At 45.8% G+C, this 26,682-nt stretch carries 22 protein-coding genes and 1 pseudogene; 15 read left to right on the top strand and 8 right to left on the bottom strand.

Annotation, left to right across the window (positions count from 1 at the left end; genetic code table 11):
• Positions 1–158: 158 nt before the first annotated feature.
• The 14 genes and pseudogenes from ACTWJ7_RS28215 to ACTWJ7_RS28150 all read left to right on the top strand — a co-directional run bounded on the left by ACTWJ7_RS28215 (position 159) and on the right by ACTWJ7_RS28150 (position 15,645).
• Positions 159–446, top strand: a complete 288-nt coding sequence (locus ACTWJ7_RS28215) for a hypothetical protein (RefSeq protein WP_301879638.1) — start codon at positions 159–161, stop codon at positions 444–446.
• Positions 447–629: 183 nt separating this feature from the next.
• Positions 630–1,310 (top strand): hypothetical protein, encoded by a 681-nt coding sequence (locus tag ACTWJ7_RS28210; protein ID WP_301879798.1) that lies wholly within the window; start codon positions 630–632, stop codon positions 1,308–1,310.
• A gap of 121 nt (positions 1,311–1,431) precedes the next feature.
• Positions 1,432–1,979: pseudogene (locus ACTWJ7_RS28205) on the top strand (GNAT family N-acetyltransferase).
• A 393-nt stretch (positions 1,980–2,372) separates the two neighbouring features.
• Positions 2,373–3,224 (top strand): rhamnulose-1-phosphate aldolase, encoded by an 852-nt coding sequence (gene rhaD, locus ACTWJ7_RS28200; RefSeq protein ID WP_301879796.1) that lies wholly within the window; start codon positions 2,373–2,375, stop codon positions 3,222–3,224.
• 282 nt (positions 3,225–3,506) lie between these two features.
• A complete protein-coding gene (locus tag ACTWJ7_RS28195) occupies positions 3,507–5,324 on the top strand; it encodes an APC family permease (RefSeq protein ID WP_301879636.1) in 1,818 nt (605 codons plus the stop codon).
• 507 nt (positions 5,325–5,831) lie between these two features.
• On the top strand, positions 5,832–6,686 hold the full coding sequence (locus ACTWJ7_RS28190) for a carbohydrate ABC transporter permease (protein ID WP_443146434.1): 855 nt from the start codon (positions 5,832–5,834) through the stop codon (positions 6,684–6,686).
• Complete coding sequence (locus ACTWJ7_RS28185; protein WP_301879634.1) at positions 6,683–7,504, top strand: carbohydrate ABC transporter permease; 822 nt, start codon at positions 6,683–6,685, stop codon at positions 7,502–7,504. Before ACTWJ7_RS28190 ends, ACTWJ7_RS28185 begins: the two co-directional genes overlap by 4 nt.
• Before the next feature lie 176 nt (positions 7,505–7,680).
• Positions 7,681–7,956 (top strand): hypothetical protein, encoded by a 276-nt coding sequence (locus ACTWJ7_RS28180; RefSeq protein WP_443146072.1) that lies wholly within the window; start codon positions 7,681–7,683, stop codon positions 7,954–7,956.
• Positions 7,878–9,176 carry an ABC transporter substrate-binding protein gene (locus ACTWJ7_RS28175; protein ID WP_443146071.1) on the top strand — a complete coding sequence of 433 codons (1,299 nt, stop codon included), beginning with the start codon at positions 7,878–7,880 and terminating at the stop codon, positions 9,174–9,176. The genes ACTWJ7_RS28180 and ACTWJ7_RS28175 overlap by 79 nt, the downstream gene beginning before the upstream one ends.
• Before the next feature lie 523 nt (positions 9,177–9,699).
• Positions 9,700–10,725: a DUF6359 domain-containing protein gene (locus tag ACTWJ7_RS28170; RefSeq protein ID WP_443146070.1), complete on the top strand. Its 1,026-nt coding sequence runs from the start codon at positions 9,700–9,702 to the stop codon at positions 10,723–10,725.
• A gap of 25 nt (positions 10,726–10,750) precedes the next feature.
• On the top strand, positions 10,751–11,275 hold the full coding sequence (locus ACTWJ7_RS28165; RefSeq protein ID WP_443146069.1) for an FN3 associated domain-containing protein: 525 nt from the start codon (positions 10,751–10,753) through the stop codon (positions 11,273–11,275).
• Positions 11,272–13,830 (top strand): metallophosphoesterase, encoded by a 2,559-nt coding sequence (locus ACTWJ7_RS28160; protein ID WP_443146068.1) that lies wholly within the window; start codon positions 11,272–11,274, stop codon positions 13,828–13,830. Before ACTWJ7_RS28165 ends, ACTWJ7_RS28160 begins: the two co-directional genes overlap by 4 nt.
• The gene (locus ACTWJ7_RS28155) at positions 13,827–15,248 is read left to right on the top strand and encodes an S-layer homology domain-containing protein (protein ID WP_443146067.1); all 1,422 of its coding nucleotides are present in this window, start codon (positions 13,827–13,829) and stop codon (positions 15,246–15,248) included. Before ACTWJ7_RS28160 ends, ACTWJ7_RS28155 begins: the two co-directional genes overlap by 4 nt.
• A gap of 184 nt (positions 15,249–15,432) precedes the next feature.
• Positions 15,433–15,645, top strand: coding sequence for an immunity 17 family protein (locus ACTWJ7_RS28150; RefSeq protein WP_079350846.1), 213 nt, complete (start codon positions 15,433–15,435; stop codon positions 15,643–15,645).
• 633 nt (positions 15,646–16,278) lie between these two features.
• Here the strand turns inward: ACTWJ7_RS28150 and ACTWJ7_RS28145 are convergent.
• Both ACTWJ7_RS28145 and ACTWJ7_RS28140 read right to left on the bottom strand, forming a co-directional pair.
• On the bottom strand, positions 16,279–18,870 hold the full coding sequence (locus ACTWJ7_RS28145; RefSeq protein ID WP_301879631.1) for a glycine betaine ABC transporter substrate-binding protein: 2,592 nt from the start codon (positions 18,868–18,870) through the stop codon (positions 16,279–16,281).
• On the bottom strand, positions 18,836–20,065 hold the full coding sequence (locus ACTWJ7_RS28140) for a quaternary amine ABC transporter ATP-binding protein (RefSeq protein ID WP_024630729.1): 1,230 nt from the start codon (positions 20,063–20,065) through the stop codon (positions 18,836–18,838). The genes ACTWJ7_RS28145 and ACTWJ7_RS28140 overlap by 35 nt, the downstream gene beginning before the upstream one ends.
• Before the next feature lie 497 nt (positions 20,066–20,562).
• On the opposite strand from ACTWJ7_RS28140, the gene ACTWJ7_RS28135 reads away from it, so the two are divergent.
• Positions 20,563–21,135, top strand: coding sequence for a GbsR/MarR family transcriptional regulator (locus ACTWJ7_RS28135; protein WP_079350844.1), 573 nt, complete (start codon positions 20,563–20,565; stop codon positions 21,133–21,135).
• Between the two features lie 104 nt (positions 21,136–21,239).
• On the opposite strand, the gene ACTWJ7_RS28130 is transcribed toward ACTWJ7_RS28135, so the two are convergent.
• From ACTWJ7_RS28130 to ACTWJ7_RS28105, 6 genes are all read right to left on the bottom strand, one after another.
• Entirely contained in the window at positions 21,240–21,974 is a 735-nt protein-coding gene (locus tag ACTWJ7_RS28130) for an ABC transporter substrate-binding protein (RefSeq protein WP_443146066.1), read from the bottom strand.
• Positions 21,975–21,979: 5 nt separating this feature from the next.
• Positions 21,980–22,789, bottom strand: coding sequence for a helix-turn-helix domain-containing protein (locus tag ACTWJ7_RS28125; protein WP_443146065.1), 810 nt, complete (start codon positions 22,787–22,789; stop codon positions 21,980–21,982).
• Positions 22,790–23,068: 279 nt separating this feature from the next.
• A complete protein-coding gene (locus ACTWJ7_RS28120; protein WP_443146064.1) occupies positions 23,069–23,764 on the bottom strand; it encodes a hypothetical protein in 696 nt (231 codons plus the stop codon).
• 122 nt (positions 23,765–23,886) lie between these two features.
• Positions 23,887–24,354 (bottom strand): DUF5050 domain-containing protein, encoded by a 468-nt coding sequence (locus tag ACTWJ7_RS28115; RefSeq protein WP_443146063.1) that lies wholly within the window; start codon positions 24,352–24,354, stop codon positions 23,887–23,889.
• Between the two features lie 170 nt (positions 24,355–24,524).
• Complete coding sequence (locus ACTWJ7_RS28110; RefSeq protein ID WP_179283129.1) at positions 24,525–25,358, bottom strand: ABC transporter permease subunit; 834 nt, start codon at positions 25,356–25,358, stop codon at positions 24,525–24,527.
• Positions 25,351–26,256: an ABC transporter ATP-binding protein gene (locus ACTWJ7_RS28105; RefSeq protein WP_301879628.1), complete on the bottom strand. Its 906-nt coding sequence runs from the start codon at positions 26,254–26,256 to the stop codon at positions 25,351–25,353. The genes ACTWJ7_RS28110 and ACTWJ7_RS28105 overlap by 8 nt, the downstream gene beginning before the upstream one ends.
• Between the last annotated feature and the right edge of the window lie 426 nt (positions 26,257–26,682).

The raw sequence follows: 26,682 nt of genomic DNA, 5'->3' as shown, positions 1-26,682 counted from the left end.
TGTGTGTCATTGGCTCCGCCGGATGATCTGGTGGGGCTTTTTGGTTTGTAAATCTAGCACCTCTATCAAAATGTACGTTATCACACGGTCACTTCACCGTTACATTCATAGATTTCATACATAGAATACGGTATCCAAGCCAAAAGGAGGTGATTTCCATGGCCATCCTTTTACCGCAACAATTTTATGCCTTAGGGGCTAGTGTGGGTAAATCGTATTATGAAAACCTTGCTGGAGGCACGAATGCCAGCATCACAGTGAACAATTTTGGTCCTTTTCCGGTAGACCTGGTTGTAACTCGTGTTAACGCTCCAGTGATTACGTATATGATCCCTACTGGCAACAGCCTTACGTTGTCTGTTGACTTGCTGCTCGTAGCTGCTCTGCTGACTACTCCCGCAGGTGCTTCAACAGGCACAATTCAAATCGCAACATCTGATTTCTAATGAAATCAGGGTGCTTTGAGAACCTCTGTCGGACATGTTGTCCGCAGAGGTTTTTTTCTTTTTTATGGCTGCATCTGGGGTGGTAGTGATATTATATTAGGGTCTTTATAAATTTAATTAGTTGTTATAGGAATGTTTGATATTCTTATTTCAAACGAAAGGGAGATTATAATTTTGAAAAAGATGTTGTTGTACGTTTTGGGGTTGACCTTGTGTTTATTGTTTTTCATGCCTTTACACACTTCAGATGCAGCCTCTTCAATGAGGACCTTGGAGTTTGGGAATGGAGTAACTTATTATGGTGAAACCAAGAATGGCAAGCCTCATGGCTATGGAACGATGACCTGGAGTAAGAGCAAAACTTATAAGGGAAATTGGGTATCAGGCGAACGTTCGGGGTATGGTATCTACAAAGCTGTGACGAGTGACGACGACCGTGTTACAGACCTCAAGTATGATGGCTTTTGGAAGAATGACAAAAGGGAGGGAAAAGGAGAATTGGAGATCAGAGAAATATCCTACGAAGCGGTTATGCTTGAAAATCGTATTCAGAAAGGGACATTTTCCAAGGATCAGTGGATTTCAGGATATGATGTTCGTCATGGAGAATATGACCCACCTTATTATTTTGCGTATAAGGATTCAAATATAAGTCTTAAAATACTGGGCGATGCCGGAAATATTTTAGACGGATTGAAGAGCGGTTATTTCTCCTCATTTACATACCAAAAAGGAAAAGTATATAGAAATGTTGGCGTTGGGGGTGAATTCAGCCAGAAGCAGTTTAATTCTTTTATCAAAAGTGTAGAAAAAGAAATTAAGCCTTATATCAATCAATTTGAGAAACTGGCACAGAAATTATAGCTATTAATCTTGAGTGATGTAACTTGTGCAATCATATTTTTGTTTACAAAGGCTGCAATTCGAGTAATTTATTGTAGAAGTAGTAGTATACTGATGTTGTGAAACAGGAGGTTATTGGATTATGGATAGAACAAATGAAACCGATAGAATGGAAAGAACAACGTTTCTTGAAACGGAGCGGCTTGTATTCTCGATTTGGAATGAAGAAGACCGTGCCCTGGCATTTGCTCTATGGGGAGATCATGAGGTAACGAAGTGGATCAGCAGCAAGGGATTTTTGAGTGAGGATGAAGTAGAAGCTCGGCTGACGCAAGAAATAAAAAGGCAGGAGGAAGTGGAGGTGCAATACTGGCCTTTCTTTGAAAAGGAATCGGGAGTGTTTGTCGGTTGCTGTGGCTTGCGCCGTATTCTCCGGAAGAAAACATATATGAACTGGGATTTCATCTTACCAGAGACTACTGGGGCAAGGGTTATGCGATGGAGGCTTCACGAGCGGTGATTGATTATGCATTCGAAGAATTGAAGGTTAAAGCGCTGTTTGCCGGGCATCATCCGGACAATGAGGCATCCCGTCACATGCTGTCCAAGCTGGGTTTCCAATATGTACGCGACGAGCGCTATGAACCGACAGGATTGATGCACCCGTCCTATTTGCTGAAAAGGGAGTAGAATCCTTTGCACATTCAGGCCAGCTCAAAGTCTTTAAATGTATAGCCTGAATGGATGGATAGAAGCGGTGACCGGAATTATTTGGTAAATGGGCTTTTCATCGTTTTTTTATTTCATTTTCAGCTTCTATTAAGGTAGCAGAGGTAAGATTATTCTTGTAAACCCCTTCTCGTGTTAGATAGATGTGTGACTGACCTCGCCGGACGCCGGTGAGGTATTTTTTTGTTTTATTTTATAAAAAATACATAAAACAAACACAAACAAAAATAAATGAGTTTATATATCTGTGTATCATTGACTTATAAAGATAAACAAAGGTATAATGAATGTGAAAAAAGGAACTTACTATGTACGTGACAGCCATTCTATTTTTAACCTAAGGAGAGAATGATGATGAACGTGACCCTTACCAAAGAAACTACGCAGGCTGCTGGATTCCATATCCCATTTGTCCGTGAGATGGCGGAGATTACTCAACATATGTGGAAAAATGGATGGGATGAACGCAATGGCGGCAATGTCAGCTATTTGCTGGAGGAAGAGGACGTTGCCCAATATATTGATATCAACCATGTGATCCGCAAGATCAAACCTGCCTTTTCGACGCAGGAGCTGGCAGGCAAGTATGTTATCGTGACCGCTTCGGGCAAATATTTCAAAAATGTGCTGGCTGATCCGGAGAGCAATCTGGGATTGCTGCGTGTCTCGAAGGATGGACAGGAGCTTGAGGTGCTGTGGGGTCTGAAGTCGGGAGCGAGCCCGACGAGTGAATTGCCTACGCATTTTATGAGTCATATCGAACGTTTGAAAGTGGACCCGAACCATCGGGTTGTCATGCATAACCATGCGACTCATGTGCTGGCAATGACCTTTATCCATGATCTGGATGAGATGAAGTTCACAAAGACGCTGTGGCAGATGTGTACGGAGTGTGTAGTCGTTTTCCCGGATGGCGTTGGCATTATTCCGTGGATGGTGCCTGGATCGAATGAAATCGGACGAAAAACGGCTGAAAAAATGAAGCAATATCACGCGGTCATTTGGCCGCAGCATGGGATATTTGGAACGGGCACAACGGTCGATGAAGCTTTTGGCCTGATTGAGACCATTGAGAAGGCAGCCCAGGTATATATGCTGGTTGCAGGTCATGAGATCAGACAGCGAATTACGGATCAGCAGCTAGCTACATTAGCTCAGGCTTTCGGTGTCACTCCACGTCCTGGTATATTGGGCACGGAGGTTTAACAAATCGAGATCGTATAAAAGAAAGAGTTCCAACACAGCCTAATATGAATGGTCTTTGGTTTATTAAACCGAAGGCCATTTCCTTTTTCGGCGAACAAACGCCGTTTTGGTTCAAAAAAGTTCAAAAATCTAATAAAGCGCGGCTTTGTTATCGATTATTGAATCGTAGAATGCATTATCACACGCTGGCGAAATTCAGGTGAAATGACTTATTGTCAATGCCTCAGCGATTTTGCATAATAACAATGCTTCACAGATGATTGATGGAAGGAAGTTATGATCATGCTTGGCAAAATGAAGAGAATCTTAATAGGCAAGCCTATGAAATCGGCTGAATTGGATGCAGAAAAATTGGGGAAATGGAAGGCACTCGCCATCCTGTCCTCCGATGCCCTATCGTCCGTTGCCTACGGTACGGAACAGATCTTACTGGTGCTCATTGCGGCCGGAGTCGCGGCCTTGTGGTACTCTGTTCCAATCTCCATCGCCGTGTTGGGATTACTCGTCATTTTAATTTTTTCCTACCGCCAGACGATTTTTGCTTATCCAACAGGAGGCGGCGCGTATATCGTTGCCAAGGATAATCTCGGTACGGCTCCGAGCCTGATTGCCGGAGGATCTTTGCTGGTCGATTATATTCTGACGGTTGCGGTAAGCTCGTCTGCAGGGACCGATGCGATTACATCTGCCTTTCCGATGCTTCATGATTACAGCATAATCATTGCATTGATTATGATTGTGTTTCTGACGATTATGAATTTGCGGGGAGTGACGGAATCTGCTTCCGTGCTGGCGATCCCTATATATCTGTTTATCTTTTCCATTGCGATTCTGATTATATCCGGGGGCATCAAATTTCTCGTTGGTGGCATGGAGGCTGCGGCCCCTGAATTCGGAACGACGATGTCTCATGTGAGTCTGTTTCTGTTGCTGAAGGCATTCAGCTCGGGATGTTCCGCTTTGACCGGGGTTGAGGCAGTGAGTAACGCGATTCCAAACTTTAAGCAGCCTGCCGAGAAAAATGCAGCAGGAACCTTGATGCTGATGGGATGTATACTGGGAGCCATGTTTATCGGTATCACGTTACTTGCTTATGGTTACGGGGTAAAGCCTGATCCCAAAGCCACAGTCATTTCCCAGATTGCCGAAGCTACGTTTGGCAGGGGTACAATGTATTTTATTATTCAGGGTGTAACGGCACTGATCCTGTTTCTGGCAGCCAATACGGCGTATTCCGCTTTTCCGCTGCTGTCCTTCATGATGGCAAAAGATAAATATATGCCGCATATGTTTATGGTTAGAGGAGACCGCCTCGGCTTCTCGAACGGTATTATTTTTCTCAGTGTAATGTCTGCCCTGCTGGTTGTCGGATTCAAAGGAAACACGGAAAGCCTGATACCGCTCTACGCAGTGGGTGTGTTCATTCCATTCACGCTGTCGCAGCTGGGCATGATGATTCGCTGGATCAAAGTCAAACCGTCCGGCTGGGGTGTGAAGCTGCTCGTCAATACAATTGGTATGCTGACCACTTTGTCGATTACATTGATTTTTATTTTCACCAAGTTCACGCAAACATGGGTTATCTTTATTTTCCTGCCGCTCGTCGTCTATGTATTCATGCGCATTCACCGTCATTATTGCAACATCGCAGATGAATTGCGGATTGATATCAAGCTGGAGAAACCGGTGAGAAAGGGCAATACCATCGTTATTCCGGTGGCTGGCATTACACGAGTCGTGATGAACACGATCAGTTACGCGCAGACGATGTCTGACCAGGTGGTTGCCTTGTATATCGGGTTTGATGATGAAGCGATTCGTAAAATGGAGCAGAAGTGGGAGGAGTGGAATCCTGGCGTTCGTCTGGTTGTGATTAAATCGAGATACCGCAGCATTATGGGGCCGCTCAAGAAATTCATTGATACCGTGGAATGGAAAACCGCCGAGACGGACCATATCACCATTCTGATTCCACAGTTCATCACCAAGCATTGGTGGCAAAATGTACTGCATAACCAGACCAGCTTCATGATTCGTGCCTATCTGATCAACTATAAAGATGTGATTGTGACGACTGTACCGTATCATCTCAATCGTTAAAAGGCTTCATCTACAATAGGCAATGGCATGAGAAAAGTATGTGATTTTCTTACTATTCATCCATTTTATTATAAAATTTAAACTGAACATTTTGCGTTTACATTAAATATCCAGTTTTATGTAAAATTTATTGAGTTTATATCAAATTTTTGTTCATCTTCTCTTTACAGACAAAACTGCAGGAACATTCCCGAACCAAGGGAGTTCTTGCGGTTTTTTGCTGTTCACTGACCCTGGTTTGAAGTCTATTTAAAGTCCTTTGTTTGGTAAAGCCACTTGTCCACGATTAACGCTGCGTTGATTCAGAACGGATGCTGCTGTGACAGTTGGCTTTTACACTAGATAACGTGGGTGATAAGTTCACACACCGAATGCGTAGATCAAGGGGAAGAAAATCCGATGAGTGAGCTTGACAACCGGATCGGCTTGCCTGCTGCCAGACGGCGCGTAACCAATACGAGTCAGCGCCGGACAGCTTCGCTGCGTGTGCAGCGGATACGGGAGAACATGCTGGCCTATGGTTTCCTGGCACCATCGCTGCTTTTATTCGCAGTGTTCCTGTTTTATCCGATGTTTAAATCGGTGTACCTAAGTATGCATTCCACGGACCCTACCGGACAGATTGCAGCTTATGTGGGGCTAGACAATTTTAAGGCGGTATTCCAGTCCGGATTGTTCCTGCAGGGGATGAAAGTAACGCTGTTGTTCGTTCTGTTTACCGTGCCAACGGGCATGCTCGCTGCTCTGATTCTGGCGGCACTGACCCACAACCGATTCAAGGGGATGCGCGTGTTTCAGTTTGTATTCTCTCTGCCTGTGGTGTTATCTGTTGGTTCTTCGGCGGTCATCTGGAAGTTTCTGTTCCATCCGACCTTGGGCATGCTGAATTATTTATTAGGAAAAGTAGGAATTGACCCGATTCCCTGGCTAACCAGCCCGGATTGGGCGTTAATATCGATTTCCATCATGACGATTTGGATGAATCTCGGATTCAATTATATTATTTTGTCCAGTGGATTACAGGGCATCCCGGAAGAAATTTATGAGAGCGCAAAGATTGATGGCGCAGGTCCTTTGCTTACTTTTCGCAAAATCTCGATGCCACTGCTGTCGCCAACCCTGTTTTTCGTGACCGTAGTATCGATCATTGGTGCGTTCCAATCATTTGGTCAGATCAACATTCTTACCCGGGGCGGCCCGATGGACAGTACCAATGTATTCGTCTATTCCATCTATCAGGAAGCATTCGTTAATTTCCGATTCGGGACGGGCAGTGCGCAGGCACTTATCCTGTTCGCGGTGATTATGCTGCTGACCCTGATTCAGTTCAAATGGGTGGAAAGGAAAGTGCATTACCAATGAGAACACCATGGACGAAAACATTGCTGTATGTGTTGCTTACAATTTGTGCGGCGCTTGTGCTGTATCCGGTGCTGTACACCTTTTTCATGGCCGTGATGACGCCGGAGGATGCCAGTGCGTATCCGCCGCACATCATACCGCGGTCCATAGACCTGTCCAATTTCGCTGAAGTATTCGATATCGTCCCGATTGGTTCATTTATCGGTAATACGTTCCTCGTTGCAGGACTGACGATGTTAGGTCAGCTTGTTACGGCGAGCATGGCGGCCTATGCATTCGCGAAAATGGAGTTTAAGGGCAAGAACATCATCTTCAGCATGTTTGTAGCCACGATGATGATTCCTTGGGAAGTCACCATGATCCCAAACTACTTGACGGTGCGCAGTTGGGGCTGGCTTGATACGTATCAAGGGCTGACCATACCGTTCCTGGCAACGGCGTTTGGTACATTCCTGCTGAGACAATTCTTCATGCAGCTTCCGAAAGAGTTGTTTGAAGCGGCGAAGATCGATGGCTGCGGACACATCCGCTACTTCGTATCCCATGTTCTGCCACTGTCCCGTCCGGCACTTGGAACACTGGCGATCTATTCATTCCTGAGTATGTACAACTCATATCTGTGGCCATTGCTCGTCACGAATACGCCGGAGATGAGGACGGTACAGATCGGGATCTCGATGCTGGAGTTCCAGGAATCCACCGCATGGAATCTGGTGTTTGCCGGTACGGCTATGGTGATTCTGCCATCGCTTCTGCTTCTGGTTTTCGGTTTGAAACAGCTTGTCCGCGGTATGGCAGCAGGCGCGCTGAAGGGATAGTAGGAGTAAGGTTTGTTTTAAGGATTTAAAAGGTTGGCGGTTTGGATACCAGGAGCGAATAAACAAGGCTCACTCTTGAAATAAGATGTTGAGAAGATATACCACGGTAGTAGTGGAGGGGACGAAATCGATTCTGAAGAAGCGAAGCGTTCGCCTTTATCTCCGGATTTTCCCCTTTGAAGGGGAATGAAAAAAATCCGGAGATAACAGCGATCGAAAGAACGATTCGTAACCGTAACGGCCACTCCGTGTCATCTCCAAGATTTTATTTTGAAGTGAGTCCCAAAAAGGAGAGCGATTATGATCGGGTTTCGTTTGAAAAAAGAGGTACATTTGCACTGATGCTGGCTGCACTGATGTTGGTACTGGCCGCTTGCGGCGGAAAACCGAAACGACAAGCACAACGAGCGGAGCGCAGGCGGATGCCGCAGCTGCTGAACCGGTACAACTGACATGGTGGCATTCGATGTCGGGCGCAGGGGAGAAAGCCATTAACCAACTCGCTTCCGATTTCAACGCAAGTCACCCGGACATTCAGGTAAAGCCGATCTATCAGGGGAAATACGATGAGAGCCTGAACAAACTCAAAGCTTCCATGGGCTCGGACAGCGGCCCGGACATTATCCAGGTATATGAGATTGGCAGCAAGTTCATGATCGACTCGGGCATGATTACGCCAGTACAGCAATTTATTGATAAAGACAAGTTTGACTTGTCCCAACTGGAACCAAACATCATCCGTTATTACACCATTGACGGCAAATTGAATGCAATGCCTTTTAACACATCGAACCCGATTTTGTACTATAACAAGGACATGTTCAAAGCAGCCGGTTTGGACCCGGAGAACCCGCCTAAGACATACGAGGAGTTTGAGCAAGCAGCCAAAGCACTGGCGAAAGACGGTAAACCCGGCGCATCCATGGCGATCTATGGCTGGTTTATGGAACAATTCTTCGCGAACCAGAATGCAGATTATGTAAACAATGGTAACGGTAGAACCGGCGCAGCGACTGAATCCTTGCTGAACTCCGAAGCTGGCGTGAAGACTTTGACATGGTGGAAAAAGATGATGGACGAGAAGACCGTCTCCAATCTGGGACGTAGCACAGACGATACGACCGCTGCATTTACTGCGCAACAAATCGGCATGACGCTGGATTCTACCGCTGGATTGCGCAAAATTGTAGAGGGTGCTGGTGGCAAGTTTGAGCTGGGAACAGGCTTCCTGCCTCGTCCTGCTGATGCCAAAGAAGGTGGCGTCGTGGTTGGTGGCGCAAGCTTGTATATCATGAACAACAAATCCGATGCTCAACAGCAAGCCGCTTGGGAATTCATCAAGTATCTGGCAACACCTGCGGTACAAGCCAACTGGAGCGTTGCGACAGGATACTTCCCTATTACGACAGCAGCCTACGATGAGCAAGTATTAAAGGATAATATGGCGAAGTACCCGCAATTCCAGACAGCAGTCGACCAATTGCACGCTTCCGCGGATTCGACAGCAACATCCGGGGCCGTTATGGGTGTATTCCCCGAAGCCCGTCAAATTGTCGAAGGAGCGATCGAGACGGTTCTGAATGGACAAGGAACTCCACAAGACGCATTGGATGCAGCAGCGAAGCAAATTACAGACAAGATTGCACAGTATAACAGCACGGTGAAGAAGTAACTTATTGCTTGAAAGAGGATAAACTTCAAGCTGGGTTTAGCAAAATTGAAATGTATAGCTTAACTTAGGGTGTTATAACGAAGTGAGATGTATGCGATGGTCAATCCTGACTGTCGCATCGTTTTGCTGTGAAAAGATCTAAGAGCAGAATCGCTTAAAGGCGAATTGTAGATAGGGATATCTATCTATAAATGTCGAATACAGAGATTTGAATCTTTTATATGTTAGTTAAAGTTACTCAATATAGGCTGTTATACACAGATTTTTGATGTAAAAGTGATGGAAGTGAAATTAGATAGTTGTTATGTACTACTTTTTTACGTTTTTTTATTTCTACTTATATTCTTTTGTGATGTATATGTTCTATTTTATATCATATGAAAAGAATATTGTTTACACGTAATAATACTTCAGTTATCTTATATTCGAACTAATGTCCAAGCTTAATGAACAAATGATTACGAATTTAAAACATGGAGGTAGGTAAAAGATGCATGTTCTGCAAATAAAGAGGTGGCTCAGGTTGTTTCTGGCTATGGTCCTGCTCATCACAGGTGCCATTCCGGCTGGATTGTTCAGCAGTAAGGCAGCCGCCGCGGATGAGCCGTTAACGGTTGCTCAGGCAATTGCTCGCAGCAATGATGGATTACCGGCGACGGTAGAAGGGTACGTGATCGGATATTTTAACAATAATTCCAAAAACCAACTTCAATCCTCACCCCCGTTCAGTGGAGGAAGTAACTTTGGATTGGCGGACAATCCAGGTGAAACAGACTTAAATAAGATCATGTCTGTTCAAATCCCTAGTGCTACTTCAATACGAAATACGTTTGGATTGGATAGTAACCCCGATCTTCTTGGCAAGAAAGTTAGGGTAACGAATGGAACACTAGCTTCCTATCTCGCTCTTCCTGGCCTCAAATATGACTCCACTTCAACAACCTTCCAACTAATCGATGAGACTCCTGTAACCAAAGTGGAAAATGTAACAGCCAATCCTACTTCAGGCGCAGTTCCAACAGGGACCAAGGTGGCCTTGGAAACATCTACTGTCGGTGCAACTGTATACTACAAGCAGAATACGGACGCTAATTATCTTCCCTACACCGTGCCCATCACGGTAAATGAGGCAACGCACATTGAAACCTACGCGGCTAAAGAGGGGATAGACAATAGTGATGTTACAAGTTTCGATTACACCCTCGTCGACACAACTCCTATTCCAATCTCTGAGGCAAGAAAAGCAACTGAAAACAGCACCGTTACCGTTCAAGGTATTGTAACCTATAGTGAATTATCTGGTGTATTCAATCTGTATATTCAGGATAACGATGCCGGGATCGTTGTGCGCGGCAATGCTTCTGGTGTGGAAGTTGGAGACCGGATAGAAGCCTACGGCCCAATTACGATCTACAACGGCCTAGTCCAAGTTGAAGCAAGCAAATCCGGATTTCAGGGTGGCTATATTCGGACTGTCGAAAAGTCACAGGATCTACCTTCACCTGTATCGCTCAACTCATCCCATTTTGCTCCGGGTGCGGGGGAGTAAGGGTTCTGGAGGGCAGTATGAAGGGATGCTTGTCGAAGTAAACAATATTCAAGTGACAAAAAGCAACACGCCCACTTACACGGCGACAGATGAACAAGGCGGGGAAATGCTGATTTATGCTAAAAACAGCCCGTCTGCTCTCTCCGTTGGCAAATCGTATCATAAAGTGACAGGAGTCTTGACTTACCATTCCACTTACGGTCTGGAGTTGATTCCTCGAACGGCGTCGGATATTCTGGAAGATCTGCTCTCCGTAACAGCGAGCACACCTTCCGGTGGCATTGTGAAAGGAACGGAAGTTACGTTGACTTCTCCATATGTTGGTGCCCAAATTTTCTATACACTGGACGGTTCCGAACCAACTGTGAATTCCATGAAATACACACAGCCTATTACGATTAATCAAGATCAAATCATTAAAGCTGTTGCCACTGCTGATAGCAGAGTAAGCACCATTTTTTCTTTTGAGTATACTGCGGTGGATCGGGTGGATGGTGTACGTATTCACGAAATTCAGGGGCAGGCCATTATTCCATCTATGATGGATTGAATGTACAGAATGTAGATGGGATTGTTACATCTCTAGTTAACGCAGATTCATTCTATATTCAATCCATTCCTGGTCAGGAAGATGGAGATCTTGCAACTTCTGAGGGGATTTTAATCTATAAGAAAGATCATGGAATGAAAGTCAAGGACCAGGTAAAGGTTGCCGGCAAGGTGAAAGAGTATGCAGCAAGCGCAACAGACCTGCCAACCACTGAAATTGTAGCTTCTGAGATCACGTTGGAACAACCAAATGTTGAATTGCCACAACCCGTAATCATTGGAAAAGGTGGCCGCGTAATACCGAATGTCATTGATTCGGATGGATTGAGCGAATTCAACCCGGACGTGGATGCCATTGATTTCTATGAAAGTCTGGAAGGCATGCGTATTCAGTTAGATAATGCTACTATTCTTGGACCTTACTCCTACAATCCTGGATTAGCAGTGACGGTAGACAACGAACCTAATAATCCATTGAAGACTCCGGCAGGAGGATTAATCTTACGTGGAGACGGAACAGGAGAGTTTGAAAGTTCACTTAATCCTCAACGCTTGTTCATTAATAAAAAACCTTCTCAAGCTGTGACCACGGGTGATAAATTTACAGGTCCGATTAATGGTGTGCTTTCTTATTCGAGTAGTAATTATAAGGTCACGTTGGAAGGCGACTTGCCTCCGATTACGTCCAGTGGTTTACAACAGGCAACAACCTCAATTGAACCGCAACAAGACAAGCTGACCATTGCGACGTTCAATGTAGAGAACTTCAGTAAAAAGGATGCAACACGTGGAAATAAAATCGGCAAGATTATCGTTAACAATCTAAAAAGCCCTGATATTATAGGGATCATGGAAGTTCAGGATAACGATGGCGATACAAATAGCGGAAACACAGATGCGAGTGAAAGCTTCAAAACGCTTCTGGATGCAATTAAAAGTAATAATGGACCAAGCTATCAGTATACCGATATTGCGCCGCTAAATAATATGGATGGTGGAGCAACCGGAGGCAATATTCGTGTAGGTTTCCTGTACAATCCTGAGCGGGTATCCTTAAAAGCAGGTACCAAAGGAGATGCAACAACAGCATTGGCCCTTGATGCAAGTGGAGATCTGTCTCTGAATCCAGGACGAATTAAACCGAATAATGCTGCATTTGAAACTTCAAGAAAACCGCTCGCGGCAGAGTTTGATTTTAATGGTGAACGTGTAGTTGTTATCGCTAACCATTTCAACTCCAAAGGTGGGGATTTAGCTCCAGTTGGTAATGTCCAGCCTGCAACCCGCAAAAGTGAAGTGCAACGTGCGCAGCAAGCGACAATCGTCAATGAATTTGTAACTGAATTAATCGAAAAAGACCCTGAGGTGAATGTCGCTGTGCTTGGAGACTTCAATGACTTCCAGTTCTCCAAAACATTGAACATTGTTGAAGGCAATGAGCTGGACAATCTGGTAAACAAACTGCCAGAGGACAAACGTTATTCTTACATCTATGACGGAAACTCTCAGACACTGGATCACATTCTGGTGAGTAAAAATTTGTCCCAAACTGCTGCTATCGAAGCTGTTCATGTAAATGCTGATTTCGAAGACTCGCATGGACGCGTCAGTGACCATGATCCGCTGCTCGCGCAGCTAAGTATTGGAAGCACGGCAGAAGAGGGCGACTTTAACCTGCGAGTATTGCACACCAATGATACCCATGCGCATTTGGATAACATTCCGCGCCGTGTAACAGCGATTAAAGAAACACGCAATGATAACACCCTGGTGCTGGATGCAGGGGACGTCTTCTCGGGTACATTGTATTTCAATCTCTTTAACGGTCTGGCGGATCTGGAGTTTATGAACATGATCGGATACGATGCCATGACCTTCGGAAATCATGAGTTTGATAAAGGTCCTAGTGTGCTCAAGGATTTCGTTGAACAAGCGAACTTCCCATTCGTGAGTGCTAATATTGACTATACGAAGGATGCGAATTTGGGTGGCCTGTACAACAGTAACATCGGAAATCCAGGCGAGAATTCCCAAATCTATCCGGCTATTATTACAGAAGTAAACGGCGAAAAGGTCGGAATCTTTGGTTTGACGACACCGGATACCGTATCCCTGTCATCGCCGGGAGATGATCTGACGTTTAAGGATTACAAGACAAGTGCTCAAGCGACAGTGAAGATGCTGCAAGATGAAGGTATCAATAAAATTATTGCGCTGACGCATCTGGGTTACTCGGAAGACCTGAAGCTGGCAGAAGCGGTGGAAGGCATCGACATCGTGGTCGGTGGTCATTCACACACCATTTTGAACAAACCGGTGGTTGTAGATACTCACACTGATCCGACGCTTGTGGTACAGACAGGTGAGTATGATGTTTCATTGGGTCAACTGGATGTCGCATTTGATGAAGCAGGCGTATTGAAAACATGGAACGGCAAGTTGCTGAACCTGGATGCGAAGGATGCCTCTGGTGCATACGTCTACGCCAATGATCCGGAAGCAGCGGAGAAACTGGCAAGCTATGCCGAACCTCTGGCCGAGTTCAAAAAGAAGTGATCGGTAAAACGAATGTACTTCTGGATGGAGAACGCGGCACTGTGCGCAAGCAGGAAACCAACCTCGGGAACCTGATGACAGACGGCATGTTGGAGAAAGTGAAATCCATCGTGAAAGAAAACGATGTTAAAGGATATGTTGCGATCCAAAACGGTGGAGGCATTCGAGCTTCATTCCAAGCAGGAGATATCACGTTGGGTGATCTGCTAACTGTAATGCCATTTGGCAACAACCTATCTGCGGTGAAAATGACAGGTAAGGAAATTACGGCTGCGCTAGAAAATGGCGTGAGTGGTGTGGAAACAGGAGAAGGACGCTTCCCGCAAGTTTCAGGTATGCGTTTCTACTACGATTCCACGAAGCCAGGCGAAAAAATTGATGCGACAACGAATACGGTGACCCAAGTAGGTCAACGCGTGGTCAAAGTACAGATTAAGAATGCGGACGGCACTTACACAGATATCGATCCAAACGGATACTACATCGTAGCGACGAACTCGTTTATGGCGAATGGCGGAGACTTCTACCGCGCCATGAGAGCGGCGAAGGATGACAACCGTTATTATGAGCTGAATCTGGTCGACTATGAAGTCTTCCATGAACATCTGGACCGTATAGGTACAGTAAATCAGACAACAGAAGGACGCATTACCGATCTGAAGGGTTCCCCTCTTCCGGGTAATGGAAATGGAAGTACCCCTGGTAACGGTGGTGGAAATAATGGAAGTAATCCGGGCAGTGGTAATAGTGGTGGAGGTACAACGACACCGACTACACCTGTAACACCAACGGATCCTACAACTCCGACCACTCCTACAACACCATCCGTTCCAGGTAATGGGAACGGTGGAGGTACTACACCAACGAATCCGGGTGTGATTTTGAAAGATATCGGCAACCACTGGGCGGCAGCTGCCATTGAGCAGGCCATTTCCCGGGGAATTGTGAATGGGTATCAGGACGGTAACTTCCGTCCGAATGCTCCGGCAACACGCGCCGAGTTCATTGTGATGCTGGCAAGAGCATTTGAACTTCCAGCCAGCACAAAGGCGTTGACGTTCAAGGATGCTTCCAAAATTCCGGCATGGGCACAGTCCTTTATTGCTCAGGCTGTGGACCAAGGAATCATCAGTGGATATACGGATGAGACGTTCCGTGCATCCGGCAAAGTATCGCGTGTGGAAATGACCGTTATGCTTGTAAGAGCATTGGGTCTTCCCGTTGATTCGAAATCCACATTAACCTTTGCAGATGCGAATAAAGTACCTGCATGGGCCGTACCTTACATCGCGGCTGCATATGATGCAGGACTGGTGAAGGGCACAGGCAAGAACTTGTTTAATCCGCTCGCTGAAGCAACTCGTGCTGAAGTTGTGACATTACTGATGTCAGCAAGTGAGCTACAGTCCAAGCAATAAGATCGAATCATGTGCCACCGGAGCAGAGCAAAAACGCAGTTTTATACTGCATGGCTAACTCCGATATTCAAACGAAAACGGCTTGCAGACTCTCATCTGCAAGCCGTTTTTTTACTAATTAATGACTGTTCATTTTCACTAGAGGAAGGTATAGTAGACAGGATTATAATGAAGGAGTGTTGACATGCAAGATCAACCGGTTTTAATCGCACTACTGGCTATCGCCGCAGGTATTTTCAGTTTGTTGGGTGGGATCAACAATTGGGATTGGTTTATGAGGAGTTTTCGAGCAGGTCTCTTTGTAAAAACGATTGGACGCCAGGGTGCAAGAGTGGTGTACGGTATTCTGGGAATTGTGCTGATAACCATTGGCGTATTATTGTTGCTGATTGGGTAAGCGTAGAAAAGAAAAGAATTTGCAAAGCCTGAGTACATAATTCAGTTTCACAGCATTTAAGATGATAGGTAAAAGAAACAAAAAAGTATGTTCAGCTTATCCTTGAGATTTTCGAAGTTAGTTAGGGTGTGTCCTCAAATTCATTTAGGTAAGCTATATGATGATCTAGGTTAGCGTTTTAAAAAGTCTTGAAGCCCAAGTCGACTTATCCTGGGTAATGGGTAGACGGTTTTCTAAGGAACTCAGGACGCGTTATTTTGCCTGAAGGTCCTCTCTTTATAAAGTAAGGAACATCAGACACGTTATTTGCTAAAATCCATGAGGAAAACACTGCAAACGACTATTTTATTCTGACATAACGTGTCTCAGATTCCTTAGATTTCTGCAATCACTTCAAATTCTCGAATAAGACGTCTCCGATTCGTTAGCGCTCGCACCATGCTCTGCTCCAACAGAGAGAGAAGCTGACCCCGAAATCCCATCTGGAGCGAAGCTTTTCATTTGGTTTCAGGTACACTTCGGCTTTTAGCATGTTTGAAGGCACGCCCTAGTAAAAGTTACACTAAAAAAAGCCCACCGAAAAAATTTCGGTGGGCTTTTTACCAAATTCAGGTTTATCCATCTCAATCTGGTTTAATTATCTTTTAAATCTTCTATGGAATTGATGTCCATATAGGTTGGTACAACCAGACCTGTTTTGGCACCGTCCATATTTGGACCGAGATCATCGATCTGATCCTTATACTTGTTGAAATAATCGGCAGAGGTGAGTGGCAACCATGCGGCTGGAGTTGCATCCACATCACCGTTGGCAATACCAGTCCACATTGGACCAATCTCTACCTGCAGGGAGGTTACTTTGTAACCCAGTTTTTCTTTCAGAATGTACTCCAGCAAGTTGGTACTTGCAATCTCGGAGTCCCAGGCTACGTAACTCAGTTTAATGGAATCTCCATTCACGGGGGTCAGCCCTTTGGTCCATTCAGCCACTTTGTCGCTATGTTTCTCGGCAAAAGCTGCTGCGGCTTTTTGGGGGTCTTCGCCATCCTGAATGGCAACCATGATTTCACCCATGTCCTCAGGTGTCCAAGAGAAGCGATCCAGGAATTCATATGCGACAGGTTTGTCTTCCTTTAACCCTTTGCGGGCAATGGTATGAATTTGTTCTGCTTCACCGTAGACACCTTCTGGATCGTCCAGATATTTCAGGTCATATGCGTTGAACATCCAATGCGGTGTCCAACCGGTAACAATAATCGGTTCTTTATTTTTAACGGCTTTATCCAGCGTAGCTGTCATTGCCGCTCCTGAACCTTCAACCAGCTTCCAGTCAGACAAACCGTATTTCTCAATAGCACTTGCAGTGGACTTCATAATTCCGGCACCTGGATCGATACCGATAATTTGGTGATCCACTTCATTACCCACATTGGCATTCGCTGATGGAGTAGAGGAAGCAGCTCCTGTTTCCAAGTCTGCAATCGAATTAACATCTGTCATGTACGCAGGAACAACGAGCCCTGTGCGTACACCGGTCATGTTGGCCCCCAGGTCATCCACCTGGTCTTTGTAACGTTCCCAGTAGTCAGCGTGAGTCAATGGCAGCCAGGCTGCTGGTGAGGCATCTACGTCGCCTGTGGCGACACCCGTCCACATTGGTCCAGCTTCAACTTGCAGGGCGTTAACTTTATAGCCAAGTTTGCTTTCCATGACATATTTCAACAGGTTGGTACTTGCGATCTCGGAATCCCAGGCTACATAGCCAAGTTTAAATGCATCACCGTTAACGGGTGTCAGACCTTTGGTCCATTCGTCAATCTGGTCTGCATGTTTCTCAGCGTAGTCTTTAGCAGCTTCTTCTGGTGATGTACCATTTTGGATGGCACTCATCATTTCGCCCATTTGATCTGATGTCCATTGGAATCGGGACAGGAATTCATAAGCAACCGGGTGATCCTCTTTCAAGCCTTTACGGGCAATGGTGTGAATTTCTTCTGCATCACCAAAAGATTTTTGCGGATCTTCCAGATATTTCAGATCATATTTGTTGAACATCCAGTGTGGAGTCCAGCCTGTAATAATGATCGGTTGTTCTGCTTTAATCGCTTTGTCCAGTGTGGCAGTCATCGCTGCACCAGATCCTTCAATCAGGGTCCAGTCTGTCAGATGATAATCTTCGATGGCTTTGGCAGTGGACTTCATAATGCCTGCACCCGGGTCAATACCAATGATCTGATAATTGACTTCTTCACCTACAGCACTAGCTGGTGTGTTGTTACCTCCGGCAGAAGAACTATTTCCACCAATGAAGTATTGTGAGAACCCTGCTACGAGTACAACCAATACTGCTGCGGCAGTAATCCAGGCTGTTTGCTTCGTTGAGAACCGGGAGCTCTTTTTGCGGCCTGGCATAAACAGATTTTGAGTGAAGCGGTCAAGCACGATTGCCAGTACCACGACAGCCAAACCTGCTTCAAAACCTTTACCAATCTGCAGCTGTGTTACAGCACGATAGACTTCCGCACCAATACCCTGTGCACCGATCATGGAAGCTATAACAACCATGGACAGCGACAGCATGATGGTTTGGTTAATCCCTGACATTACGGTAGGCAATGCAAGTGGAAGCTGTACTTTAAACAACTTTTGCATGGATGTGGAACCAAAAGCATCCGCTGCTTCAACCAGTTCGCCAGATACCTGCTTAATTCCGAGGTGAGTCAGACGAATTGTAGGCGGAATCGCGAATATAACGGATGCGATAACACCTGGAACCACACCAAGACTGAAGAAGGTTACCGCGGGCAGCAAGTAGACAAATGCAGGCATGGTCTGCATAAAGTCAAGCAATGGTGTGATAATCTGGGCTGCAGTTTTGCTGTATGCGAGCCAGATACCAACAGGCACACCGAGCAGGATGGATATCAATCCTGATGTAATAACGAGGCCAAGTGTGTCCATTGATTGGGACCAGTATCCGAGGTTATCTACGAGCAAGAAACCGATAACCGTAAACAGGGTCAGTGGTAATCGGCCAACAAGATATGCGAGTACACCGAGTATTACGATAAACAGGAGCGGATGGGGGAGCATGAACAGCCCGGAGAAAAATCCGACAACCTCCTGAATGACAACGGAAATGACTTTAAATAATCCGGAGAGCGAGGAGCTCATCCAGTCAACTATCGATTCAATCCACGATGCTAGTGGTATTTTGGGAATCATTCGCAAGTTCCTCCTTTACTGCAACTTCACCGCTTAGTGCGCCAAGCAGGGCACCGCGGACGATAACACCTTGCAGACGGCCAGTTTCGCCAACAACAGCGAGTGGCACATGGGCTGAACTTACAATTTCGAACAATTCATGAATCAGGGTATCCGGTGACACAGTTGGTCCATCCGTGATCAGAATGTCGTTCAACACTTTGTTTTCGCGCATCGCACGGGTTGCATCTTCAGCTGTAATGACACCAAGCAGTTTGATCGAACGGTCAATGACAAACAGGTTGGAAATACCACGTTCGCGCATTAATTCGAGGGCAACACGAGGACCACGGTCTAGCGTAATCGTTTCAGGACGTCTCATAACATGAGCTGCGGTAAGGACCTTGGACAAGTCCACGTCTTCGACGAAGCGGGCCACATATGAGTTGGCCGGTTGAATCATGATTTCTTCCGGAGTACCGATCTGCACGACTGCGCCGTCCTTCATGAGGGCAATACGATCGCCGATGCGCAGCGCTTCGTCCAAGTCATGGGTAATGAAAATAATGGTCTTTTTCATTTTATCCTGAAGCTCAATCAGTTCGTCCTGCATATCACGGCGAATCAGTGGATCTAGTGCACTGAATGCTTCGTCCATTAACAGGACTTCCGGGTCATTAGCCAGCGCACGGGCCAAACCTACACGCTGCTGCATACCGCCACTTAACTCATCCGGCATTTTATCTTCCCATCCCTTGAGGCCAACCAGTTCAAGCGACGTTTTTGCTTTTTCCCGACGTTCATTTTTATCTACCTTTTGAACTTCGAGTCCATACTCCACATTATCAAGAACGGTACGGTGCGGGAATAACGCAAACTTCTGGAATACCATGCTGATCGTTTTCCGACGCACTTCGCGCAATTGTTCTTTGTTCATTTTGCGTAAATCTTTACCATGGACAAGAATCTCTCCGGATGTCGGTTCAATCAGACGATTAAACATCCGAACAAGCGTCGACTTACCACTTCCGGACAGCCCCATGATGACGAAAATTTCACCTTCCTGAATCTCCATGTTGACCCGGTTGACACCAACCGTTATCTGTTTTTCTTTGGCCAACTTTTCTTTGCCCCAACCTTGCTCCAGTAATTGCAGACCTTGCTCGGTTTGGGGGCCAAACAGTTTACTTACATTCTTTACTTCAAGTATGGTCATGTTTTCACCCCTTCTGATGTGTTGTGCACTTCGAACGGCTTTCAGCATCCACAAGCCCATACACTTGTGCGCCCAGCCACGAAATCCGGTAATTGTTGCTTCGCTTCCCGTCTTTCTGGGTAACGTTTTGTATTCTAACAATACTTAACCTGTATAGCAACTGAATAAACAGTACATAATGTTCGTACAGTAAAAACTGTACAAAGTTTTCCGTCCATATGCTCTGTCATTCTCCTTATTCTGGCTAAGAAGACACCTTTACTTTTGATATCGCTTTTTCTACAATAGAAAATGTGCTGAATCTAAGCAGTTTTTTTTGGTTAAAAGATAGTCGTAGGCGTTTGCAACTTGGTAAAGCTCCCATGATATACATTGGGTAACCTAAAGCCTGTTGGCATATAGGATGTCCTGCCGGATACGTTCCCATGTAAGCAGGATCTTAAACAGTTGCAATTATTTTGCCGAGACTGGGAATGTTCAGAATGGAGGTTGCAAGCATGAGCTTGGACCATTTACAAGAGGAACAGCAGGCCACCGTTCTTAGAATCCGTAAACGCGTCATTGAAGCCATTGGGCGTAATATGGATCTCTACGGCGTTACGCTGTCCACGGGACACTTATATGGATTGCTTTTTTTTGCAGATAAACCTATGACCCTTGACGATATGGGCCGGGAAATGGAAATGAGCAAAACGAGCATGAGTACCGGCGTACGTACACTGCTGGATCTAAAAATGGTAAATAAAGTATGGAGCAAAGGCTCCCGGAAAGACCTATATGAAGTGGAGTATGACTGGCATCAGACGTTTACGGATTATTTTGTGATTAAATGGAGAAAAGCCGTGGAGAGTAACCTTCAGGTACTGCGCAAATCCATTGAAGAAATGAATCGTTTGATTTCTGATCTGGATGAACAAGCAGATGCTGAACTTCTTCATATCCTTAAGGAAGACAAGCATAAGGTGCTTCAAGCAGAGGCCTACTACAAATGGCTGGACCGCTTGATTGATACTATGGAAGATGAGGAAATATACAAATTGGTTCCAAAAGAAGAAATCAAGGAACATTAATAACAGCAAAGCAAAGGGCCCTTTCCAAATCGGAGAGGGCCTCTTTTGTCTTGGTTAGTTATGCACTTGTACATTTCTAATGAAGAAATACGCACGCATTAATCTTAGTTTATGCTTTGCAATTGTCCAATTAATCCCACATGGGATAAGGTCACAAGTTGCTGAACGATCTGTTCCAGTTCATCCATGATCTGATGACGTCCGATTGGAGTCCAGGATCGTGCGGACCAATCGGATATATCGTGCACGCTGCCTCTCAACACGGCCGGAGAGCGATTCCAGGCGGTAGTTTGTTTCATGCGCCGAAGCAGTTTCTCACTCACAGGAGAAGTGGAGACGCGATGTATGAACAGATGATCCGTGTCCAGCATGGGGATGCTCTCTGCCGCATACTCGTCTGACATTAAATCTGTTGATATGATCTGTGCAGGCTTTAGTCCCAGTTCACCGTAAACAAAGTGATGTAATGGATGCTCGGCATTTTCCTGGATCCGAATAGACTGATTCGTCACTTGCATAAGCATAATACGTTCTTGCCCGAAGTGGTGCTTCAAACGAAGTCCGATGTCCAAGCTGCGAAGCTCCAGCTGCTTGAAATTCTGCAAGGCCTGCTGCTCCCGTCCGACCAATTCAGCCAAGCGTAAGTGATTTTCTTTCCAGTCATGGGCCTGATCCAGGATGACAGTAGGTGCAATACTTTTGAGCTTATCGTAAAAGGGTTTATGATAGAAGTCACCGATAATCAGGTCCGGCTTGGCCTGACGTAATTTCTCCAATTGTGCGACTAGCCGCTGCTGCTGCTCGACTTCATCAAGCTCCCGATCAGGGAATCCATCCATTATTGCTACGGGTGCAATCCGAGTGAAGAAAGGTTCTCATGAAGTCCCATCAAGGAGGCCGTAGCGACGCGAATTTGGTCTTTTTTCATATATAGGCTGGGTGCGATCCCCAAGCTTTGTTTGAATTTGCGGCTAAAATAATATTCATTGCCATAGCCAACAGATACGGCGACGTCTTTAAGTACGCACGATTCCTGTTTGAGCTGTTTTTTGGCTTCGTCAATCCGTAAGCGATTTAGATAATCGGTAGGAGACATGCCTTTGGCTTTTTTGAAACTGCGAGAATATGAGCTTGGCGTCAATCCGGCAATTTTGGCTAGTTGATCCATGCTGATGCCTTCACTTATGCACCGTCGCATATACATAATACTGCGTTCAAGTGCTGGGTCGACCTTCTCATCATTTTCCTCAAGCCGATTCTCCGAGAGATACTGCAAAAGCTCGTGGAGCTGGCTATGTATACTGATAAAGTGATCGGGCTGAATGCCGCGATAGGCTTCAACCAATTGTTCAAATCGTGCTCTGGCTTGTTGGGCATGGCGAACCCTCAGTCTGCCTGTCTCCCAATCCAGCGGGAAACCAGAGGAGGAGGTCATTTTCCATTGGCCGCGCACTTGCTGCAAACAGACCGTATCCATACTAAGGAGTATGAACTCCGTAACAGCCGAGCGTGCAGCTGCCTCAATCGTTGTTCCTGGCTTCAGAACGTACAGTTGATTGGCTTCGGCGGTATAGACCGTATCGTTCAGGACCAGGACACCGTCTCCTTGTAAAATAAGACAGAGCATGGGCCGGGACACCGTCTTGCCTTGCACACGGAAATGCTCCCGCGCCGTAGACGGCACATGGAAGAGAGGAGCGGTAGAGATGAGGTTTCAGAAATGAAGGGAAGCTGTTCAGTCATACGGACCATCCTTTTGTCTTATTTTCTTAATGATAACAATTATCATTCTCATATGGAAGATGTTTTTGAAAAATAGTTTTGCACATGACAAAAGAGGATAACCAGAGCCGTGATGGCTTAGGGTTACCCTCTTTCTTTGTTTTGGACAAGAATATTGAGATGGCTATGAGCCATCATTAACATGCGTGGGTTAGTTTGGCACGACCAACAGGATATCATCCAGGAAAACGTCGCTTAACACCTTTTTGCCTGTGCCATTGGCCTGAACATGATATAGACGGTAGAGATCATTTGCGTTGATATAGAACATGCCCGGAACATCGTCATGAAGCTGGAACGTTGCCCATTCCTCTCCGGCAAGCTTGGTTACTTTGAGAGCTGTGCTCACGGAATAAAGACCGTTGGTACCGGATAGATATGCAAGCGTTGATGTTCCGTTGGTCAACTGTGTTGTTACGAAAGTGACGTTGTTCAAATTCAGATTGGCAGATTTGGATACCTTGTTTCCGGCGATGGTTTTGGCATACGCCTTTTTGTCTGCATCCACAACGACAACCTTATCCGTACCCAGTGAACCAACTTCCCGGATGCTCTTGCTATGAATCTGAAGTGTTTTGCCGGAAGTAGTTAATGCAAAGGCTTTACCTGTTGAATAATCATAATCCTTGTTGCTGTCCAGCTTGATGCCTTTGTTATACACATAAAGATTGTTGCCCCAGCCGCCGGCATAAACAGCGTTCACATCGAGCTTTGCTTTTGGATTAACGGCTGTACCCTTGCCTGTATTGTAGTTTACCTTGTACATGAGAATGGCGTTGGTAGAGTAAAACTGCTCGTACGGGTCAGTGTTCACCATAAGTTGCAGTTCGTTTTTGGCAATATTCATAAAATAACGACTTTCTACTGCACCAGCAGCAATCCGCTCTACGGCTCCGCTGCCGTTGGAAGCTTTGGATACAATCCAGGGCTTTCCATTAACAAGCCCGTTATAATATACACGGCCTTTCGTTACGGCGAGCAGGGGAAATCAGTATCCGCTTTGTCCGCAATTTTGGTGGCAGCCGAAGCTTCGCTATTGCCATTCCCACGATAGATTGCGCCTTTGGAATCCATATAATAAATGAACTCACTATCCGTAAAGTAGCTCAACACATCTGTCGCATACGTTTCAGCCGAATCGCTGGAACCGTCATTGGGAAAACGAAGCAGCGTTGTGGAGGAATCGGAACGGGTGTAATAGAGATAAGATCCCGCCGCAGCAAGGCCATCTCCTTCGAAATCAAGCAATACTTCCGTGGTTCCACTACCGTCACCAGATACTTTGTACAATACACCGTCGGAATCATAATATACCGTAGTTTGGCTGAGGGAAGCTGCATGAGCACCGGCTCCGCCTCCAAGCATTGCCGCAGCGACCAGTGTAGACAGCAGCAGGGTGCAAACCGTGCGTTGCATGCGTGTAAACCAATTGTTCATAAATCAATCGTCACCCTTCTTCTTTATGTATGTAATAAATACCTTAACACCTTAAGTTATATCGGTAAACTATGGAAAATATGTTATACATCTTAGCCTTCGTAATCAACGTTTAAGATGCGGCAAAAAATTAAAACACCGCGCGCAAGAAGATGCACACGGTGCGAAACTTAAATCTGACTTTCAGCGAGCTGCTGACGGCTGTTCCACAAGGTGACCAGACGAAGCAGAGCGAAACTGATGAGTAGAAGCACGGCTCCAACTAAAATCAACATGAGTGGACTGATAAGAAGCATGCCGCTCGCCTGTCCACCTATCAGGGCGAGCAATGGAATCACCACCAATCCTCCCAGTTGATAGGCCTCCTGAAATCCACGTACCTTCGCCGAGATCAGGACATTCAACAGAATGACCACAAGACTGCACGCTGGAACAACCCACAGAACCAGAATGATCCAGTTCAGATTGGGGAACATCCATGCTCCGAACATCGGGTACATCAGGATATTGGCAATGATTCCGTAGATGATGAATGTAGTCCAGGATAATATCAGAGAAGGAATAAGAGCTGCTAACACCTTGCCTTTAAACAAAGTATCCATACTCATCGGAGTGAAGAGAAGGCCTTCCAGTGTCTTGCGTTCCTTCTCGCCTGCAAAGCTGTTGGCCGTGAGAATGCTGGATGCCATCACCGGAATGATGAGAAACAGCGGTGCGAACATGTACAACGCCAGGTAATAGACAATACGATGATTATCCGTAGGCATCGAAGCAAGCTGTGGAATCCGCCCGGCATGGGTTAGGCTATCCAGCGTATCAAGCAGGAAGCTCATATTGCCGAGGGAAGCAAGCTCCATCCTTGAGGCTGCCCAAATGAGTATCCCAGGCATGATGATCCCGATAACCAGCGGAACGATCAACATGGGCAGCCAGAGCTGTACGCTGGCTGTAATGGCTCGAATATCTTTACGAACAAGTGCACGTATGGCTTGTCGGTTATTCATATTGGTGTGCCTCCCTAATGGCAAAATAAATGCTCTCCAGATCATTGCCCATAATTCGAGCCTGATAGACTTGTCCATGCTCGGTCAGTTGTCGAAGTAGCAATGGAATATCTTCACGGGCTTGAAGCTGGAATACCGCCTTGTTTGCGGAGATCATCTCCGGTGTATATTCAGTTACCGTTTGCCAGCCATTCGGCATGATCGCTTCAACTTCAAGCCGGGGTGAGGTTAGGTAACGGTTGATGATCTCCTGCTCCGTACCTTCCTCAACCTTGCGCCCCTTTTCCATAAAAATATACCGATCACACACGGCCGATAGCTGGGATAGGACATGAGACGAAACGAGAATCGTCATTTGTTCCTCTTGATTTAACCGGCGAATGATACGAAGTACCATCTGAATCCCGTCCGGATCAAGCCCATTGGTCGGCTCATCCAGAAAGAGAATGGAAGGGCGATGCAGCAGCACTCGTGCCAGACCTACGCGTTTCTTCATACCTGTGCTGTAGGTGCCCACTTTTCGATACTGATAATCCTGCATTTCGAACAGATCCACGAGCTCGTCTATCCGGGCTTTGGCATGTTGTACACCGAATGCTTCAGCGAAAAATATCAGGTTGTCCCGTCCGCTCATATTTTCATACAATCCGCTCTGCTCCGTTAATGTTCCGCATATAGCCAGTACGTTCTCCGTCTCACGAAAGGGGTCCAGGCCGTTAATGCTTACTTGCCCACCCGAAGCGCCGAGAACGCCATTCATAATGCGAATCAGGGTGGTTTTGCCTGAACCGTTAGGCCCAATTAACCCGGTAACGCTGCCTTGTTCAACCGTGAAGCTGACATCGTTCAGTGCCTGATGTACTTTAAATTGCTTGGAAATGTTACGAACTTCAATCATGTTCCTTCACCGTCCGATCTGAGTTTGGAGATTATACGTTCAGATGAGTCATATCGTTCAAATGATGGACCGAAAATTAAAATTTCTCCGTCTTTAGTCCCAAACACAGCAAGCAACTTTACCCTAAAGTCCGGCGAAATCGGGTCTCAGGTTTGTTTTCACCCTGGTCTTTACCATGTATTCTGATAAAAAGGGATGCACTATCCCGTTTCATTGCCATCCATAACGTGGTAATTAGATTTAAGGCCTCTTACATATTATGAACGCCTGAATATTCATCTAACGCCGGTCTTGGTTAGCCAAGGCCGGTTTGACGTCGTCACTTGGTGATTCCATTGATGGATCGCCGCATTTATTGCGATTACATAATTGATTTCGTCTAACACATCATATGCACACACATCTTTTGGAGCATGTGATGTGTTT

This window comes from Paenibacillus sp. 1A_MP2 (assembly GCF_052244825.1).
Taxonomy (GTDB): Bacteria; Bacillota; Bacilli; order Paenibacillales; family Paenibacillaceae; genus Paenibacillus; species Paenibacillus vandeheii.
This window is presented reverse-complemented; position numbering and strand designations above follow the sequence as displayed.